We start from the raw sequence: 18,219 nt of genomic DNA on the forward strand, positions 1-18,219 counted from the left end.
GCTGGAGTGGCGGGCGTCGTGTCGTGGGCGCGATGCCGTGAAGTGGTCCACCCGAAAGGTGTATTCCTGCGGCCGACGGTGGGTCTTCGCGACGGAATTGATGGCTTCTCAGTAACGCCCGGCGTGCCCATCGGGGTACAAATTTCCGAACGATGTGGCTCTCATCGACGCGGTCAAAAATGGTGCTGATTGGCAAAAGTGGGCGCGAGCCTCGGCCAGAAAGTGGTTTAGCGCTGTCCCTGCCACGCCTCACAATCTCGGCGATGAGAGCGCTGTCAGCGAAAATAGGTGGTCTAGTGCAGCCCCGGTTGGCGCACCGGCGCCGCTAGTCTGAAAGCCGCTAGAACGCAGCACTATTCGGGACAGAACGATCTGTTCCCCCCTAGTGGGGTCACAAATTTCTGAGAAAATTCGGTAGTCTGCGTCATAGAGAACGGGTTACTCGGTCTCTTTGGGTAAGAAGGTTCTTTCTCCATAACCTTCGCCCCAAAGGGACAAAAGGGAGGCCCGGGAAATGGATCAGGGGGATGAGCGGAATCGTGGCTTCGAAGCTAACCACTTCGGACGAGCAGCTGCTGGCACAGGCGCGTACGGGGGTACAAAACGCCTTTGCCGAGCTCTGGAGTCGCCACTACCGCTCGGGTATATGTGTTGCCCGTCAGTACACGTCGATAGACGCGGACGATCTCGTGTCTGAGTCGTTCGCGCGTATTTACCAGCGTGTGCTGGCGGGTGGCGGCCCGCAGGGAGCCTTTCGCCCTTACCTCTATACGACCATTCGCAACCTCGCTTCGACCTGGGGCGCTGCGTCCCGCGAAGTACAAGTGGATGAGATCGCAGACTTCGAAGACCCCAGCACGCTTGACGATCCGATTGCGATCGCCCTCGACCACACGCTCACCGCAAAAGCCTTCCGTGAACTACCGGAACGCTGGCAGTCGGTGCTCTGGTACACCGAAGTAGAGGGCATGGATCCTCACGAAGTGGCTCCGCTGATGGGGATGAGCGCCAACAGTGTCGCTGCGCTGTCGTACCGTGCGCGTGAAGGCCTTCGTAAAGCGTGGTTGCAGGCTCACATCAACGATGCCACGGCATCCGGTGAATGCCAGTGGGCCATGTCCAAGTTTGGCGAGCATGCTCGTCAGAGCCTCAGTGGCCGCGATGCTAAGAGAATTTCAGCTCACCTTGAGTCGTGCACTCGCTGCGCGATCGTGTGTGAAGAAGTCGACGAAGTTGGTTCACGCCTAGCACTCGTGATGATCCCGATGCTGCTGGGCGGCGTTGCAGGCGGAGGCTTCCTGAGCGCCTTCGGGCAGGGTGGCGCCGCGTCGCTCACTGCAGCAGCAGCGCCGGCCATGCCAGCAGCCGTCGTCGCGTCAACCCACGTGGCCGGAGCGACCGCCGTTACTGCGGTGGGGGGCGCGAGTGCAGGCGCGATTCCGGTCGCTATCGCGGGAACCGTTGCCGCCGCCATCGCGATCACTGGATCGTTCGTTGCGTTGGCACCGGTTGCCCCGGAGTCCAGAACGGCCGACGGCACCTCATCAAGCCAATCAATCGACTCCTCCGACAGCTCTACTTCAGCCGCGGCAAGTGTCAATGACAACCTCGGCGGCGACCGTGCAGACCCCAGCAACCTCACGATTCCTACCGTGCCTTCGATTGACTCTGCGACGGTCGCTGGAGAATCTGCTGGCGGCGGTCTCGGGACTGGCCTTGGCGGCGTCGTAGACGGCGTTGGTGGGGCAGTAGGTGGACTCGTGGATGCGGTGGTTGGCACCGTCACCGGGGGAGCACCTCCCGAGGGCCATACCGCTCCCGGCGGAGTCGTCGCCGCTGATATCGACCTCAACCTCGTAGGCACTGCGACACCCGGTGGCCACCTCTCTCTTCAGGCCGGAGGCCTCGTCTACGCGACAACCACCGTTTCGAGCAATGGAACCTTCGCTCTCAACGTCACGGGTATCCCCGGAGGTCTCTCGTCACTCGACCTTGTCCAGACCATTGATCGCGACTACCTTGCCGGCATCGTCGGTACCGGTGGCCTTCTGGGAGGACTCCTTGGTGTCGTCGACGGTCTCATCAACGACCTCATCAAGCCGCTTAACCTGTCGTCTGGAACCAACCAGGGCGTCAACATCCGACTGTTGAACTAAACCCCAGTTCGGGGGTGTTCGGCTTTTCTCGCGTCATAGCGACGCTCATTGTCAGTCTCTCTCTGTAGAGCAACCCGATGCTCGTTGTGGTCGGCCGCCGTGGGTGACGGTCGGCCATAAACAAGTCGCCCCTGTCGCTACCGAGGTAGCGACAGGGGCGAGCTTGTTTAGTGCGGGTGCGCCGTTAAGGCTTGCCCTTAATGATGGCCTGCTTCACTTCAGCGATTGCCTGCGTGACCTGGATGCCCCGGGGGCAGGCGTCGGTGCAGTTGAAGGTGGTGCGGCAACGCCACACGCCCTCTTTGTCGTTAAGGATGTCGAGGCGAACCTGCGAACCCTCATCGCGCGAGTCGAAGATGAAGCGGTGAGCGTTCACGATGGCGGCGGGACCGAAGTACTGGCCGTCCGTCCAGAACACGGGGCAGCTCGACGTGCACGCAGCGCACAGGATGCACTTGGTGGTGTCGTCGAAGCGAGCGCGTTCAACGGGGCTCTGCTTGCGTTCCTTGCCGCCCTTGGTGGCGCCAGCCATCAGGAACGGGTTGATCTCCTTGTAGGAGTCGAAGAACGGCTCCATGTCGACGATCAAGTCCTTCTCGAGCGGCAGGCCCTTGATGGCTTCCACGTAGATGGGCTTGGTGATGTCGAGATCCTTGATCAGGGTCTTGCAAGCCAGGCGGTTGCGGCCGTTGATGCGCATGGCATCCGAACCACAAATACCGTGCGCGCACGAGCGGCGGAAGGTCAGCGACCCGTCCTGCTCCCACTTGATCTTGTGCAGGGCGTCGAGCACGCGGTCAGTGGCGTACAGTTCGACGTCAAAGTCTTCCCAACGCGGCTCTTCGTCAACATCCGGGTCGAAACGACGGATGATGAGCGTCGCAGTGAAGGTAGGAATCTCTTCGGCTGCGGCAGGCTTCTTGTCAGCGACGGCAGTGCTCATTAGTACTTTCTCTCCATCGGCGGGTAGTTAGTGATCACTACCGGCTTCCAGTCGAGGCGGATGTGGTCACCCGCCTCCTCTGATTCTGGGTCGCCGGTGAGGTACGCCATCGTGTGCACGAGGAAGTTCTCGTCATCACGGTTGGGGTAGTCCTCACGCATGTGACCGCCGCGGCTTTCCTTGCGCGACCGAGCCGAGTACACGAGTACTTCAGCGAGGTCGAGCAGGAAGCCAAGCTCAACGGCTTCAAGCAGGTCGGTGTTGAACCGCTTGCCCTTGTCGTGGAGCTGAATGTTCTTGTAGCGTGCGCGCAGCTTCTGGATGAGCTGGGTAACCTCTTCGAGGCTTTCATCCGTACGGAAGATCTGTGCGTTGCGGTCCATCGAGTCTTGCAACTCTTTACGGATCACAGCGATGCGCTCGGTGCCATCACCGGAGCGGACCATGTCGAGGATGCGCTTGACGCCTCCAGCAGGATCCTTCGGCAGCGGAACGAACTCAGCGGTCTTCACGTACTCAACGGCCGACTTTCCGGCGCGCTTTCCGAAGACGTTGATGTCGAGCAGCGAGTTGGTGCCCAAGCGGTTAGAACCGTGAACGGAAACACACGCGCACTCGCCGGCGGCGTACAGGCCCTTGACGACATCCGTGTTGTTGCGCAGAACTTCAGCTTCAACGTTGGTCGGGATGCCACCCATGGCGTAGTGCGCGGTGGGCAGTACGGGAACCGGCTCGGTGTACGGCTCAACACCCAGGTAGGTGCGGGCGAACTCCGTGATGTCTGGCAGCTTCTCGTCGATAACGGCAGGCTCAAGGTGAGTGATGTCGAGGAACAGGTAGTCCTTGTCGGGACCAGCTCCGCGGCCTTCACGAATCTCGGTAGCCATCGAGCGCGCAACGATGTCTCGCGGGGCGAGGTCCTTGAGCGTCGGCGTGTAGCGCTCCATGAAGCGCTCACCCTCCGCGTTACGCAGGATCGCGCCTTCGCCTCGAGCAGCCTCAGAGAGCAGGATGCCCAATCCAGCCAACCCGGTGGGGTGGAACTGGAAGAACTCCATGTCTTCGAGCGGAAGGCCCTTGCGCCAGATGATTCCGACGCCGTCACCGGTGAGGGTGTGAGCGTTGGATGTCGTCTTGAAGATCTTGCCGAATCCACCGGTAGCGAAGATGATCGCCTTCGACTGGAACACGTGCAGCTCGCCGGTAGCGAGCTCGTAGGCAACAACGCCGGAGGGTTCTTCGACGCCATCAACCTCGGTCATGACCAGGTCGAGAACGTAGAACTCGTTGAAGAAGTTGATGCCGAGCTTGACGCAGTTTTGGTACAGCGTCTGAAGGATCATGTGACCCGTGCGGTCGGCGGCGTAGCAGGCGCGGCGAACCGGAGCCTTGCCGTGCTCGCGAGTGTGACCACCGAAGCGACGCTGGTCGATCTTGCCGTCTTCGGTGCGGTTGAAGGGCAGACCCATGTTTTCGAGGTCGATGACCGCGTCAATGGCTTCTTTGGCGAGGATCTCGGCAGCGTCTTGGTCAACGAGGTAGTCGCCACCCTTGACGGTGTCGTAGGTGTGCCATTCCCAGTTGTCGTCCTCGACGTTGGCGAGGGCCGCAGCCATACCGCCCTGCGCTGCACCGGTGTGCGAGCGCGTGGGGTAGAGCTTGGAGATCACCGCGGTCTTGGCGTGCGGGCCGGCTTCAATAGCGGCACGCATACCGGCACCACCGGCGCCCACAATCACGATGTCGAACTGGTGGTAGTGGACACCGTCAATAACGGTTCCGTCGGCGATGTCGCCGGTGTTGATCGTAGACAATTAAAGCGCCTCACAGAAGCTTGCAAGCAGTGCTGGGTCAGCACCGGCTGGGCAGGGGTCGAAGGTGGTGATCACGAGGGTTCCCAGCGCGATCAGGATGACGGTCGATACGGCGATTCCGGCAAGCAGAACCGTGCGCACCTTCGGGTTGGCCGCATAGTCATTCACGATCGTGCGCATACCGTTGGCGCCGTGGATGAGGGCGAGCCACAGCATCAGGCCGTCCCAGACTTGCCAGAACGGGTCGGAGAGCTTTCCGCCGACGAACGCGAAGTCGATTGCCTTAACGCCCTCGCCCAGGAACATGTTGACGAGAAGGTGGCCGAAGATGAGAACGACAAGAACGACACCAGAGGCGCGCATGTAGATCCATCCCCATTTTTCCCAGTTGATGCCGCCAGTGCGGCGACCACGGGTAGGAGTGCGGGGGGCTTCGATGAGACTCATGCTCAACCTCCGAAGACGTGCATTAGCTGGCGGGGGATGAATCCGGCAAGCAGCACCAGCCAGATACCAACGACTACCCAGAACAGGGTGCGCTGGTGCTTGGCGCCGAAGGCCCAGAAGTCGATCAGGATGATGCGCAGTCCGTTGATCGCATGGAACCCGATGGCCGCAACAAGACCGATCTCAGCAAGACCCATGAGCGGCGTCTTGTAGGAGTCGATGACGATGTTGTAGGCCTCAGGGCTTACGCGAACGAGTGCTGTGTCCAAGATGTGCACGAGGAGGAAGAAGTAGATGGAAACACCGGTAATACGGTGCAACACCCACGACCACATGCCCTCGTTACCCCGGTACAGGGTGCCAGCAGGTCTCTTGGGTGAGCGAATCTTGGGCGGCGACTGCGGCTCCGCCACTAGGTTGCTCGCCGACTTCTCTGGCACGAGGACCCTCCTTGCGGTCTTGGGTCGCGTCCACCGCGACCGATGAGTGTCCGCACAGCGGACCTACCCATTCTATTCCCGCTTACAGACGGCCGCTTCCCAGTCGACCCTAAATAGCAAGAAATCGCGAAGGTTTTCGTGAATATTGCGGAACTTAAGGAGCGCCAATGAGCGTTCGCCCAGAAAATTAGCGTGTAGCCGCAGCAGTTGAAGAGTTTTTCGAGCAACGAACCTGCTGAGGACTCCGTCGCGTCGCGAGCTGCGCGATGCCTAGCGCGTGAGCTGTGCCGGCACCGTCGCGATTGCATCGTTGTAGTGCGTGACGAGTTCAGCGCAGATGCCGCTCCACGACTTGTTCAGCACTGTTCGACGGCCGGCCTCACCCATGCGAGCACGAAGCGCCGGGTCAAGGCAGAGCGCCTCTATATAGGCCCGCAACTCATCCTCGTTATCCGGTTCGAAAAGAAAGCCATTCGTGCCGTGCGTGATGAGGTCGATTGGCCCGCCCGCGCGGGGAGCCACGACCGGTAACCCGGCTGCATGAGCTTCCTGAAGCGTCTGGCCGAAGGTCTCCTCCGTGCCCGTGTGAGCGAACACATCGAAAGCGGCATACGCCGTGGCCAATTCTTCGCCGCCCAGCTTGCCAAGCCACGTGACCGGGATGCCGGCAAGCTCCTTCTTAACAAGAGGTACCGATGAACCGTCTCCGACGATCGCCACGCGCACTCCGGTGAGGCCGCGAAGAGCTCGCAGGCGTTCCACTTGTTTCTCCGGAGCGATGCGTCCGACGTAGCCGACAACCACTTCGCCGCGAGGGGCGAGCCGTTTGCGCAGTCGGGCGGTTGCGGGGGAGAGCTTCTTGGCGGGGTGATACATCGCCAGATCAACGCCGCGGCCCCAGCGCTCGAGCTTCGTCAGGCCGATGGCCTGCAGGTCGGCCATGGCTGTGCTCGACGGAGCGAGAGTCAATTGCGCGCCATCGTGGATCCAGCGCACGATGCGCCAGGCCAATTTCGTGGCCTGACCGAGGTGGTGGCGGCGAGCGTAGCCAGCGACATCCGTCTGAAAAATGGCAACCGTGGGAATACCGAGTCGGTTGGCCGAGGAGATCGCCTGTGCGCCGAGAAGGAACGGGGCCGCTGCGTGAACAACATCGGGCCGAAAGTCTGCGATCAGCTTGTGCACCTGCGGATTGGGGAGCCCGACGGGGAATTGGCGGTAAGCCAGAGCCGGTACCGCGTGAACACGGAACCCCGCGTAGGTTTTTGGTGCCCCCGCCGATGGGCAAATGACAATCGCATCGTGCCCTTCGGCACTCAAATAGTCGAGCACCTTGAGCACGCTGTTCGTGACTCCGTTGACAGTGGGAAGAAAGCTTTCGCTCACAATGACGACTCGCACAATCAGCACCTCAATCGGTCTCGTAGTGCTGACGGTACGAGGCGTGGATAACCGGCGAGTTAACGGGTGCTGAAGTCTAAGGTGGAAGCATGAGCCAACATGAGGCATCGTTCGACAACTTCTATAGCGTGATCCCTGCCGGCGGCATCGGATCACGGCTCTGGCCGCTTTCGCGCGCGGATGCTCCCAAATTTCTGCACGACCTCACCGGGTCGGGGCAAACCCTGCTTCGCGATACGTGGGATCGGCTCGCACCGCTTTCCGGGCCCGACCGGATCATGGTCGTCACCGGGCGAGCGCATCGTGCTGCCGTCGAAAAGCAGCTTCCCGAACTCAGTGACCCCAATGTTGTGCTCGAGAGTGAGCCGAAAGACTCTTCGGCTGCCATCGGGCTTGCGGCCGCGATTCTGCTCAAGCGCGACCCCAACGTCATTATTGGATCGTTTGCTGCTGACCATGTGATTCGTGACATCCGAGGGTTTAGGCGCAGCGTTCGTGAATCAATCGCAGTCGCCAATGCCGGATTCATCGCTGCCATCGGCATCACCCCCACTGAGCCCGCAATCGGCTTTGGCTACATTCACTGCGGTGCCGCCCTCGACATCGAGGGTGCTCCGAGCGCGATCGGCGCCAAGTCGTTCGTAGAGAAGCCCAACTTCGCAACTGCGCAGTCGTACGTTGGCAGCGGCGACTACCTCTGGAACGGCGGCATGTTCATTTCCCGAGCGGATGTACTGCTTGAGCAACTGGGCAAGGCCGAGCCAGACCTGCTCGCGGGGCTGACCGAGCTCGCGGAAGCGTGGGATACCCCGCAGCGTGATGCCGTAGTGGATGCCGTCTGGCCTCACCTCACCAAGATCGCCATCGACTACACGGTGGCGGAGCCCGCAGCGGCGGAGGGCAAGCTCGTCGTCGTGCCCGGCGACTTCGATTGGGATGATGTTGGGGACTTCGCATCCATTGCCAAGCTGCACTCCGGTGGTCGCAAATCTGACCTCGCCATCCTGGGCGAGAATGCTCGAGTTTTGGCCGACAAGTCGACCGGAGTAGTCATTAGTCAGACTGACCGGCTTATTTCCCTTATTGGGGTAAACGACATTGTCGTGGTCGATACCCCTGACGCTTTGCTGGTTACGACAACTGCAAACGCTCAGCGCGTGAAATCTGTAGTGGATGCTCTAAAAATATCCGGTCGCAACGACGTCCTGTGACGATGTGATTTCACGTTTGTAACCATTCGGCTTCAGCGCTCATATTCGCACAATGAAACTCTTGATTCTTCGGTAGCGTAGGTTCACTACGTTTCGACAATTTCTGTCGAACAGCATCTTGGAGGACACCTTGAGAATCAGCACTCACGGCCGCGCACTTAGCGGCATGGCGCTCGTTGCCACCAGCGCACTCGTACTCGCCGGTTGCGCAGCAGCACCCGAAGAGACCGACGCAGGATCGAGCGAAACGCTTGACTTCCTTCCCTGCATGGTTTCTGACTCGGGCGGATTCGACGACAAGTCGTTCAACCAGCTCGGTTACGAAGGCATCGAAGCCGCTGCAAACGAACTCGGTGTTGAGTTCAACACTGTCGAATCGACCAGCGACGCAGACTACGCGCCGAACATCGAGAGCCTCATCGCTGAGGGTTGCGACCTGATCGTCACTGTTGGATTTAACCTCTCCGCAGCAACTGTTGAGTTCGCTCAGGCAAACCCCGATGTCAACTTCGCCATCGTCGACGATGCCGCTGACAACGACTTCGACGGCACGACCGACGCAGAGAACATCAAGCCGATCCTCTTCGACACCGCTGGTGCAGCATTCCTCGCCGGATACGCCGCAGCAAGCTACTCGAAGTCGGGCGTCGTAGGTACCTATGGCGGAATGAACTTCCCCACCGTTTCGATCTTCATGGATGGTGCGGCTCAGGGCGTCGAGTACTACAACGCTGAAAAGGGTGCTGCTGTTACCGTTCGCGGTTGGGACACTGCAGCTCAGGACGGAACGTTCATCGGTAGCTTCGCTCCCGGAACCGACTCGCGCGCAGCAGCTCAGAACCTGATCGACCAGGGTGCAGATGTTCTGCTTCCCGTTGGTGGACCCATCTTCCAGAGCGCGGTTGAGGCAATCCGCGACTCCGGCAAGGACGTCGCCATGCTCGGTGTTGACGCCGACCTGACCGAGACCGAGACGGAAGCTGCAGACCTCTTCCTCACCTCGATCCTCAAGCAGATCCGTGTCGCAGTTGAAGACGTTGTCACCGAGGCATCGAGCGGAAAGCTCGACACCACGCCGTACATCGGAACTCTCGAAAACGGTGGAGTTGGCATCGCGCCGTTCCACGAATTCGAGTCGAAGGTAGACGCAGGCCTCGAGGCCGAACTCGTTACGGTCAAGGACGGAATCATCTCCGGCAGCATCGAAGTGAAGTCGTACCTTAACTAGTTAGATAACTCTGAGGGGGCTGGCCCGCGAGGGTCAGCCCCCTTCGTTTTCGAATAGCTACCTGAGGCTATTCTTGTGAATCCCACGATGGCGAAGACGCCATCACAGCAATGAGGAGAGATTGTGAAGCTTGAGCTGCGAGGTATAACCAAGCGCTTCGGTGACCTAATCGCGAATGATCATATTGATCTCACGGTCGAAGAGGGCGAGATTCATTGTCTCCTCGGTGAAAATGGCGCGGGCAAGTCAACGTTGATGAATGTGCTTTACGGCCTGTACCAGGCTGAAGAGGGCGAAATTCTCATTGACGACGAAGTCCGCCACTTCGCCGGCCCCGGAGACGCTATGCGCTCGGGAATTGGCATGGTGCATCAGCACTTCATGTTGATCCCGGTCTTCACCGTCGCTGAAAACGTTGCTCTCGGGCACGAACAGGTCTATGGGCCCGGCCTTCTCAACTTGGATGCCGCCCGCACGCTCGTGCGCGATATTTCCGCACGATTCGGCTTCGACATCGACCCCGACGCCCTCATCGAAGACCTTCCTGTTGGTGTGCAGCAACGGGTTGAGATCGTCAAGGCTCTTTCCCGCGAAGCCAAAGTGCTCGTCTTTGACGAACCCACCGCGGTGCTTACCCCGCAAGAGACCGATGAGTTCATGGCAATCATGCGTCAGCTCAAGAGCGAGGGAACATCCATCGTCTTCATCACGCACAAGCTGCGTGAAGTCCGCGAAGTAGCGGACCGCATCACCGTAATTCGTCTCGGAAAGGTCGTCGCTGAAGCCGACCCCAACGCAGGCAAAGAAGAACTCGCTTCACTCATGGTCGGCCGTGCGGTCGACCTGACGATTGACAAAGCGCCGGCACAACTCACCGACAACGCGCTCGTGATCGAGAACCTCACGATCGCTGATGAGTTTGGCCACCGAGCTGTCAAAGACCTCAGCGTGACCATTCGCGGTGGTGAGATCCTCGCAATCGCTGGCGTTCAGGGCAACGGGCAGACGGAGCTCGCTGAGGCGCTGCTTGGCATGCAGTCTCGCGCATCCGGATCCATCACGCTGAATGGCACAGAACTGCTCGGGCTCAACCCCCGTCAGATTCTCGACACGGGCGTTGGTTACGTGCCGGAGGATCGCACCGTTGACGGCCTCGTCGGCGGCTTCAGCGTTGCTGAAAACCTCATGCTCGACCGCAGCGATGGAGAACCCTTCGTCAAGTTCGGCACTCTGCAGACCGAGGTGCTCAACGAGTTCGCTACGGAAAAGCTCGAGTCATACGACATCCGTTCGCAGAGCATCCATGAGCACGTCTCGAAGCTCTCCGGTGGTAACCAGCAGAAGGTAGTTCTGGCCCGCGAAATGAGCCGTGAACTCTCGTTGCTCGTCGTCTCGCAGCCGACTCGTGGACTTGACGTTGGATCGATCGAGTTCGTCCACGAACAAATCGTGGGTGTGCGAGATCGTGGTGTACCCGTCATCGTCGTCTCTACCGAGCTCGATGAGGTCGTCTCCCTAGCCGACCGAATCGCGGTCATGTACAAGGGACAAATTGTTGGAATCGTGCCTGCGGATACCCCGCGCGAAAAACTCGGCCTCATGATGGCTGGCGAACGCATTACGGAGGAGGCAGCATGAGCGAGCCAACACCCCAGAAACCCGAAGAACAGAAGCCAGAGGATGTCGCCGCACTGAACGACGCCGAGAGCTCGCAGATTAACCCGGATGCGGCACGCTGGACGAATGCGTTCCGCGAGATCGCCTCTGGTAACGCCCTGCTTTCTGTGCTCGCTGTTGTGCTCGCCATCCTGATCGGCGGCGTGCTCATCGCGTTCACCGATCCTGATGTGCAAGAAGCCGCCGGATACTTCTTTGCCCGCCCGGGAGACTTGTTTGCCGCGATCGGGAGTGCCGTCGGTGGTGCCTACCTCGCACTGTTCCAAGGTTCGGTCTACGACTTCCGTCGCGATGACTTCCTTTCGGCAATCAAGCCGTTGACTCAGACTCTGGTCTTTGCAACTCCGCTAATCGCAGCTGGACTCGGCGTCGCCATCGCGTTCCGCGTTGGTCTGTTCAACATCGGTGGCCGCGGCCAGATCATCGTGGGCGCGGCATTCGCGGGATACGCGAGCTTCGCTTGGGACCTGCCGATCGTTATCCACGTCATTGTTGCTGTCGTGATGGGAATCATCGGTGGTGCTCTGTGGGGAGCTATTGCGGGGCTGTTGAAGGCTCGCACCGGCGCCCACGAGGTGATCGTCACGATCATGCTCAACTACGTCGCCTACTACCTGATCAGCTTCTTGCTTCGCACCGACCTGCTTAAGAACCCCGGTTCGAACAACCCCAAGACTCCGCCGGCAGCAGAAAGCGCGGTCTTGCAGCCCATCTTCGGCGACGGCTTCAAGCTGCACTGGGGGTTCGTCCTGGTGGTTGCGGCGACTGTTCTGGCGTGGTGGCTCATTGACCGCTCAAGCCTCGGCTTCAAGTTCCGCGCTGTGGGCCTCAACCCTCATGCGGCGCGAGTGGCAGGTGTCAAAGTCGAGCGCATCTACGTCTACGTGATGCTGATTGCCGGTGGTTACGCCGGTCTCGCGGCAAGCACCGAGGTGCTCGGAACGACGACCAGTGGCTTTACGTCCGGGGTGGATGCCGGTATCGGCTTCGACGCCATCACCGTTGCACTCTTGGGGCGCTCAACACCGTGGGGCACATTCGCCGCCGGAATCCTCTTCGGCGCGTTCAAAGCCGGTGGCTTCACGATGCAGGCATCGCAGAGCATCCCGATTGACATCGTTCTCGTTGTTCAATCACTCATCGTTCTGTTCATCGCAGCACCACCACTAGTGCGTGCCGTGTTCCGATTGCCGCAACCCGGCGCTCGCGCAAAGAAGGTGCTTAGCTAATGACTTTCACGAACAACACTGAAAGTAAGACCTCGGCGGCATCGAAAATCGACCGCCGTAGCTGGAAGCTGCCGATTGCTTTCGCGATCGTCTCGTTGATTTCCGGCGTTCTCTTCATCGGATTCGCTGAGGATGCTCCCACCGGGTTCAACCTCTCGACCGGTACCGACCTCATCCAACTGCCGGTAGTTCACTTGCCTGCGTTGGCCACGGGAGTCATCGTCACGATTTTGACAGCCCTCATCGCTGTCGGGTCTGCGTTCATGATTTCTCAAGACCGCAGCGTTCCCAAGTGGATCCCGATTGCGGGCGCTATCTTCGCCCTCACGGGATTCCTCACCTGGGCTGCTGCAGACGAGACACTGCGCGTTCCCGAGCTGTTCGCCGGCTCGCTGGTTCTCGCTGTGCCGCTGGTGTTTGGTGCCCTCGGTGGCGTTATCTCTGAGCGCGTTGGTGTGGTCAACATTGCGATTGAAGCGCAGCTGCTTGCTGGTGCTTTCGTCTCCGCTGTTGTCGGCACCATCACCGGGTCACCTTTTGCGGGCCTCTTCGCTGCTGCCGTCGCGGGAATGCTCGTTTCGTTCCTGCTCTCGGTCTTTGCGATCAAGTACCTCGTCAATCAGATCATCGTGGGTGTTGTTATCAACGTCTTGGTGTCTGGTCTGACCGGATTCTTGTACTCGCAGTGGCTCACCGAAAGCCCGGGGCAGTTAAATAACCCGGAAGGCTTCTCCACGCTGCCGATCCCGATTCTCAGCGGCATCCCGATCATCGGGCCGGTGCTCTTCAAGCAGACCGTCATCGTCTACCTGCTTTACATCATCGTTGCTGCTGTTGCTTTCGCGATGTACCGCACACGCTGGGGCCTCCGTCTGCGCGCTGTGGGAGAGCACCCCAAGGCCGCCGACACTGTAGGTATCAATGTGACGCTGACACGCTTCTGGAACGTCGCCCTTGCCGGCGCGATTGCCGGTATGGGTGGAGCGTTCATCACGCTGAGCCAAACGGGTCAGTTCGGCAAAGACGTTACAGCGGGCGCCGGCTTCATCGCCCTCGCTGCCGTGATCTTCGGACGCTGGGACCCGATCAAGGCAACGCTTGCCGCGCTGCTCTTCGGCTTCGCCAGCAACCTGCAGAACGCGCTCAGCGTTGTCGGTTCGCCGGTGCCGAGCGAGTTCATGCTCATGCTGCCGTACGTCGTGACCATCATTGCTGTCGCCGGTCTGGTCGGAAAGTCTCGACCGCCAGCAGCATCCGGAACACCGTACGTAAAGGGGTAACGCTATGACGATCGAGCCACAATCAATCGACTGGGATGCACTGAGGCTCGTCGCCACAGATGCCCTCACCCATGCCTACGTTCCGTATTCGAAGTTCCCGGTCGGCGTCGCCGCAATCGTCGACGACGGCCGGGTAATTTCGGGCGCGAACGTAGAGAACGCCTCCTATGGCCTCACGCTGTGCGCCGAATGCTCCATGGTGTCGGCACTGCACATGTCTGGCGGTGGCAAGCTCGTTGCTTTCACCTGCGTCGATGGCAAGGGCAACGCCCTCATGCCGTGTGGCCGCTGTCGCCAGCTGCTCTTCGAGCACTCTGCCGAAGGCATGCTGCTGGAGACGGTATCGGGCATCAAAACCATTGACGAAGTAATTCCCGACGCGTTCGGGCCACGAACCCTTGAGGAGTACCGCGGTGAATAACAGCGCAGAAGCCAAGCAGGTCGAACGTTTCGACGTCGTTGACCTCATCCACGCCAAGCGTGACAAGGGGGTGCTGAGCACCGACCAAATCAACTGGCTCGTGGATGCTTACACTCGCGGTTACGTGGGCGACGAGCAGATGGCTGCCATGACGATGGCCATCTTTATCAACGGCATGGAGCGCGAAGAGATTCGCGACCTCACGCTCGCGATGATCGCCAGCGGCGAGACCCTGAGCTTCGAGGGCCTCGGCAAGCCGACGACCGACAAGCACTCCACGGGTGGCGTTGGTGACAAGATCACCCTGCCTCTCGCTCCTCTTGTGGCGTCCTTCGGCGTGGCCGTACCGCAGCTTTCAGGGCGTGGCCTCGGCCACACCGGCGGAACGCTCGACAAACTTGAGAGCATCCCCGGCTGGCGCGCTGACCTCACCAACGAAGAGTTCTACGCGCAGCTGCGTGGCGTTGGTGGCGTTATCTGCGCCGCTGGCTCGGGGCTCGCTCCGGCCGACAAGAAGTTGTATGCCCTTCGCGACATCACCGGAACCGTTGAGGCGATCCCGCTGATCGCATCCTCGATCATGAGCAAGAAAATCGCAGAGGGCACTTCGGCTCTCGTGCTCGATGTGAAGTTCGGTTCTGGCGCGTTTATGAAGGACGCCGACCGTAGCCGCGAACTGGCCGAGACCATGGTTCGCTTGGGCAAGGATGCCGGCGTCAAGACGGTTGCCCTGCTCACGAACATGAACGTGCCGCTCGGTCTTGCCATCGGTAACGCCAACGAAGTGCGCGAATCTGTTGAGGTTCTCGCCGGTGGCGGGCCTGCTGACGTGCGTGAGCTCACGATTGCTCTCGCCCGCGAAATGCTCGCTCAGGTCGGTCACGAAGATGCCGATGTCGAGGCTGCTCTCGACAACGGACAGGCAATGGATGCCTGGCGCGGCATGATCAGCGCGCAAGGCGGAGACCCGGATGCAGCCCTGCCGCAGCCGAAGGAAAGCCACGTTGTTACCGCTGACCGCGACGGCGTTCTCGTTGAACAAGAAGCGCTGCCGTTCGGTATCGCCGCGTGGCGTCTGGGTGCCGGCCGTGCCCGCAAGCAGGATCCCGTGCAGCACGCTGCTGGCATCGACCTGCACGCGAAGCCCGGTGACACCGTACGCAAGGGCGAGCCGCTCTTCACGATGCACGCTGACGAACCCGCTCGTTTCGAGCGTGCACTCGAGTCTCTCGAGGGCGCTTACCGCATCGGCGATGCGGGCGATACCGTGCACGATGGCGGTCCGCTCATCGCCGGACGCATCGACTAACGAATCTACTGACGACGCGACTTTGCGTCTGAACGAGGGGTCTCATCCGCTGACGTACAGTTGTTGAAATGACGACAGCGGATGAGACCGTTCCCAGCGCTGAACCAGCGCGGAACACTGCCGGGCGCACCACCCCTGCCCCCGGCGAGACAGACATCGACCACTCCACTAAATGGCGCGCCTTCTGGGTCTGCGTCGTGGTCGCAGCCATCACGATTCTCGACCTGTCGAAGGTCAATGTGGCGCTGCCCTCGATTGAAGACGCCCTCGGCGCAACCTCAACTCAACTGCAACTGATCGTCTCGGGCTATGTGCTGACCTTCGGGTTGATTCTCGTGCCGGCCGGGCGCTTCGGTGACCAGCGCTCGCGCAAAACCCTGTTTCTGATCGGGCTGACGGTCTTCACCGTCGCCAGCATCGCCTGCGCGCTCGCGCCGAATGCGGCCATGTTGCTGGTCTTCCGTTTGCTGCAGGGAGTCGCGGCCGGCATCCAGATGCCTCAGGTGATCGGTCTGATTCAGCAGTTGTTCCAAGGCCCGGAACGCGGGCGAGCCTTTGGTTTGTTCGGTGCCATGATCGGCATCTCAACCGCCTTCGGACCCACGCTCGGCGGCCTCATGATCGCTCTCGGCGGTGCCCAAGACGGCTGGCGCTACATCTTCTGGATGAACGTTCCGCTCGGCATCATCGCTCTCGTGTTGGCCTGGCGCATCCTGCCCTCGACAGCCAAGACCACCTACGCCCGCCTCGACCTCGACCCGGTGGGGATTGCCATCTTCGGCGTCACGGTACTGGCGCTCATGTGGCCCTTCCTCTTCACTACCGGTGCGCCGACGGATGACCCCAACCGCTGGTGGCTGCTGGTGCTGTTTGTGCTTTTTGCCGCGGCGTTCATCTGGTGGGAGCGCCGCTACGCGGCTGGCGGACGCGCGCCCCTCGTGCCGCTCACACTCTTTCGCATCAGCTCGTTCCGCAACGGCACCCTGCTCGCGACCGTGTACTTCGCGGCGATGCCCGCGATGTTCCTCTTGACCACGCTGTACCTGCAGCTGGGCTTGGGGCTCGAGCCTGTCTTCGCTGGCATGGTGACGATCGGCTTCGCCTTGACGAGCGCGTTCTCGTCGTGGCGCGGCGGCATCCTCGTCGAACGCTATGGTCGCTCACTCGTGGTCGTGGGGCTCGCGATTCTGATGATCGGAATCGGCGTACTCATGGCGGCGGCAATTCTTACTCCGCCGGCGCTCACTCCGTTCGTGATGGCGGCGGCGATGTTCATTGGCGGCGCGGGTGGCGGCCTTGTGATCTCGCCTAACCAGACGCTAACGCTGCACGACATCCCGCCACTCGAAGGCGGCTTGGCGGGATCCGTGGGCCAACTGGGGCAGCGCATCGGAACGGCGATCGGCACCGCCGTAGCGCTCTCACTGTTTTACTCAACGCTCTATAACGAGCGCAACAGCGGCGAAAGCACCGTTGAGCTGTACCACCACGCGTACGGCACGGGCATGATCGCGACGACAGTGTTCTTTGCCATCGCTATTCTCATTGGCGTTGTTGACCTCGGCGCCCGCAAGCGGCGCGAACGAACGCTCGCAACCGCGTAAAGCACGCCTGAAACGACGAATGCGGCGAACCGAAATCGGTCGCCGCATCCGTCACGCTCACGCGATTTAGAGCTTGGGGTCGCCGATGCGCTCGAGGGCGTCGACGATCATTCCCCAGAACTTGGGAACGTCGATGCTGCGTGCAACCTGAGTCGTGCAGTCGGCGGGAGCCGGCGCGCGGAAATCAGCCACAGTCATACCGAGGGTGATGGAACCGGTGAGTTCGACATCCAGCGGCACCTTGGCGGTTTCCATGACGGTGGGGTCGATGAGGTAGGCCACGGCGCAGGGGTCGTGCACGGGAGGGTGCTCGAAGCCCTGAGCTTCAAGGTAAGTGGCACCGAAGAATTCGAGCAGCTCACCCACGAAACGGGCCGGGCCGGTGCCGACAGCGGCGATGCTTGCGGCTACTTCTTCAGTAGCGAGAGCATCGTGGGTGACGTCGATGCCGACCATGGTGAGCGGCCAGCTCTCGTTGATCACGATGTGCGCAGCTTCGGGGTCAATGACAATGTTGAACTCGCTCGTCGCGTTCCAGTTGCCGACGTTGACTCCACCACCCATCATGACGACCTGCTTGACGCGTTGAGCGATGCGGGGCTCTTTGCGCACGGCGAGGGCGAGGTTGGTGAGAGCGCCGGTGGGAACAAGCGAGATGGTGCCCGGCTCGTTCGACATCACAGTGTCAATGATGAAGTCGACCGCGTGACGCGAGTCGAGTTCGATCGTGGGCTCGGGCAGTACGGGGCCGTCGAGGCCGGACTCGCCGTGGATCGACTCCGCGACCTCTACCTCGCGAACGAGCGGGCGGTGGGCGCCACGAGCGAAAGGAACATCGGTCATGCCGATGACGCGCGCAACAGCAAGGGCGTTGCGGGTGACTTTCTCGATGGTCTGGTTGCCCACCACGGTGGTCACGCCGAGCAGTTCGATGTGGGGGCTGCCGTGGGCGAGCAGGATCGCAATCGCGTCGTCGTGCCCGGGGTCGCAGTCGAGAATAATTTTTTCAGCCATAGCAAAAAGCATATATGAAAAGTGTCTTCATATATGTAGAGTGAC

General features: G+C 60.6%; 15 protein-coding genes. 9 read left to right on the forward strand and 6 right to left on the reverse strand.

What is annotated here, in order from left to right:
• The first annotated feature begins 527 nt into the window (after positions 1 to 527).
• Complete coding sequence (locus tag ACWTV1_RS09065; RefSeq protein WP_498505055.1) at positions 528 to 2,156, forward strand: sigma-70 family RNA polymerase sigma factor; 1,629 nt, start codon at positions 528 to 530, stop codon at positions 2,154 to 2,156.
• A 184-nt stretch (positions 2,157 to 2,340) separates the two neighbouring features.
• Here ACWTV1_RS09065 and ACWTV1_RS09070 read toward each other — a convergent pair whose 3' ends face one another.
• The 5 genes from ACWTV1_RS09070 to ACWTV1_RS09090 form a co-directional block, all read right to left on the reverse strand.
• Positions 2,341 to 3,099: a succinate dehydrogenase iron-sulfur subunit gene (locus ACWTV1_RS09070; protein ID WP_100389559.1), complete on the reverse strand. Its 759-nt coding sequence runs from the start codon at positions 3,097 to 3,099 to the stop codon at positions 2,341 to 2,343.
• Positions 3,099 to 4,913 carry a succinate dehydrogenase flavoprotein subunit gene (gene sdhA / locus ACWTV1_RS09075; RefSeq protein WP_189621923.1) on the reverse strand — a complete coding sequence of 605 codons (1,815 nt, stop codon included), beginning with the start codon at positions 4,911 to 4,913 and terminating at the stop codon, positions 3,099 to 3,101. Before sdhA ends, ACWTV1_RS09070 begins: the two co-directional genes overlap by 1 nt.
• Positions 4,914 to 5,360 (reverse strand): succinate dehydrogenase hydrophobic membrane anchor subunit, encoded by a 447-nt coding sequence (locus ACWTV1_RS09080; RefSeq protein ID WP_498505056.1) that lies wholly within the window; start codon positions 5,358 to 5,360, stop codon positions 4,914 to 4,916. It lies immediately after the preceding gene.
• A gap of 2 nt (positions 5,361 to 5,362) precedes the next feature.
• Positions 5,363 to 5,746: a succinate dehydrogenase, cytochrome b556 subunit gene (gene sdhC, locus ACWTV1_RS09085; RefSeq protein ID WP_498505321.1), complete on the reverse strand. Its 384-nt coding sequence runs from the start codon at positions 5,744 to 5,746 to the stop codon at positions 5,363 to 5,365.
• Positions 5,747 to 6,070: 324 nt separating this feature from the next.
• On the reverse strand, positions 6,071 to 7,201 hold the full coding sequence (locus tag ACWTV1_RS09090; protein ID WP_498505322.1) for a glycosyltransferase family 4 protein: 1,131 nt from the start codon (positions 7,199 to 7,201) through the stop codon (positions 6,071 to 6,073).
• A gap of 89 nt (positions 7,202 to 7,290) precedes the next feature.
• Between ACWTV1_RS09090 and ACWTV1_RS09095 the strand changes: the two genes are divergently transcribed.
• From ACWTV1_RS09095 to ACWTV1_RS09130, 8 genes are all read left to right on the forward strand, one after another.
• A complete protein-coding gene (locus tag ACWTV1_RS09095; RefSeq protein WP_498505057.1) occupies positions 7,291 to 8,412 on the forward strand; it encodes a mannose-1-phosphate guanylyltransferase in 1,122 nt (373 codons plus the stop codon).
• Positions 8,413 to 8,542: 130 nt separating this feature from the next.
• Positions 8,543 to 9,640: a BMP family lipoprotein gene (locus ACWTV1_RS09100; RefSeq protein ID WP_498505058.1), complete on the forward strand. Its 1,098-nt coding sequence runs from the start codon at positions 8,543 to 8,545 to the stop codon at positions 9,638 to 9,640.
• 123 nt (positions 9,641 to 9,763) lie between these two features.
• The gene (locus ACWTV1_RS09105) at positions 9,764 to 11,278 is read left to right on the forward strand and encodes an ABC transporter ATP-binding protein (protein WP_498505059.1); all 1,515 of its coding nucleotides are present in this window, start codon (positions 9,764 to 9,766) and stop codon (positions 11,276 to 11,278) included.
• Positions 11,275 to 12,546 (forward strand): ABC transporter permease, encoded by a 1,272-nt coding sequence (locus ACWTV1_RS09110; RefSeq protein WP_498505060.1) that lies wholly within the window; start codon positions 11,275 to 11,277, stop codon positions 12,544 to 12,546. Before ACWTV1_RS09105 ends, ACWTV1_RS09110 begins: the two co-directional genes overlap by 4 nt.
• The gene (locus ACWTV1_RS09115) at positions 12,546 to 13,826 is read left to right on the forward strand and encodes an ABC transporter permease (protein ID WP_498505061.1); all 1,281 of its coding nucleotides are present in this window, start codon (positions 12,546 to 12,548) and stop codon (positions 13,824 to 13,826) included. Before ACWTV1_RS09110 ends, ACWTV1_RS09115 begins: the two co-directional genes overlap by 1 nt.
• A gap of 4 nt (positions 13,827 to 13,830) precedes the next feature.
• Entirely contained in the window at positions 13,831 to 14,247 is a 417-nt protein-coding gene (locus ACWTV1_RS09120) for a cytidine deaminase (protein ID WP_498505062.1), read from the forward strand.
• Positions 14,240 to 15,556, forward strand: a complete 1,317-nt coding sequence (locus tag ACWTV1_RS09125) for a thymidine phosphorylase (protein ID WP_498505063.1) — start codon at positions 14,240 to 14,242, stop codon at positions 15,554 to 15,556. The genes ACWTV1_RS09120 and ACWTV1_RS09125 overlap by 8 nt, the downstream gene beginning before the upstream one ends.
• 68 nt (positions 15,557 to 15,624) lie before the next feature.
• Positions 15,625 to 17,160 carry an MFS transporter gene (locus tag ACWTV1_RS09130; RefSeq protein ID WP_498505064.1) on the forward strand — a complete coding sequence of 512 codons (1,536 nt, stop codon included), beginning with the start codon at positions 15,625 to 15,627 and terminating at the stop codon, positions 17,158 to 17,160.
• 66 nt (positions 17,161 to 17,226) lie between these two features.
• Here the strand turns inward: ACWTV1_RS09130 and uriH are convergent, their stop codons facing one another.
• Positions 17,227 to 18,174: a uridine-preferring nucleoside hydrolase UriH gene (gene uriH, locus ACWTV1_RS09135; RefSeq protein WP_498505065.1), complete on the reverse strand. Its 948-nt coding sequence runs from the start codon at positions 18,172 to 18,174 to the stop codon at positions 17,227 to 17,229.
• Positions 18,175 to 18,219: the final 45 nt, after the last annotated feature.

Source organism: Salinibacterium sp. VpJ6 (assembly GCF_059767345.1).

Coding starts and splice junctions, on each gene's coding strand:
- ACWTV1_RS09065 (WP_498505055.1), top strand. CDS start 528: ATGAGCGGAATCGTGGCTTCGAAGCTAACCACTTCGGACGAGCAGCTG.
- ACWTV1_RS09070 (WP_100389559.1), bottom strand. CDS start 3,099: ATGAGCACTGCCGTCGCTGACAAGAAGCCTGCCGCAGCCGAAGAGATT.
- ACWTV1_RS09080 (WP_498505056.1), bottom strand. CDS start 5,360: ATGAGTCTCATCGAAGCCCCCCGCACTCCTACCCGTGGTCGCCGCACT.
- ACWTV1_RS09095 (WP_498505057.1), top strand. CDS start 7,291: ATGAGCCAACATGAGGCATCGTTCGACAACTTCTATAGCGTGATCCCT.
- ACWTV1_RS09110 (WP_498505060.1), top strand. CDS start 11,275: ATGAGCGAGCCAACACCCCAGAAACCCGAAGAACAGAAGCCAGAGGAT.
- ACWTV1_RS09115 (WP_498505061.1), top strand. CDS start 12,546: ATGACTTTCACGAACAACACTGAAAGTAAGACCTCGGCGGCATCGAAA.
- ACWTV1_RS09120 (WP_498505062.1), top strand. CDS start 13,831: ATGACGATCGAGCCACAATCAATCGACTGGGATGCACTGAGGCTCGTC.
- ACWTV1_RS09130 (WP_498505064.1), top strand. CDS start 15,625: ATGACGACAGCGGATGAGACCGTTCCCAGCGCTGAACCAGCGCGGAAC.
- uriH (WP_498505065.1), bottom strand. CDS start 18,174: ATGGCTGAAAAAATTATTCTCGACTGCGACCCCGGGCACGACGACGCG.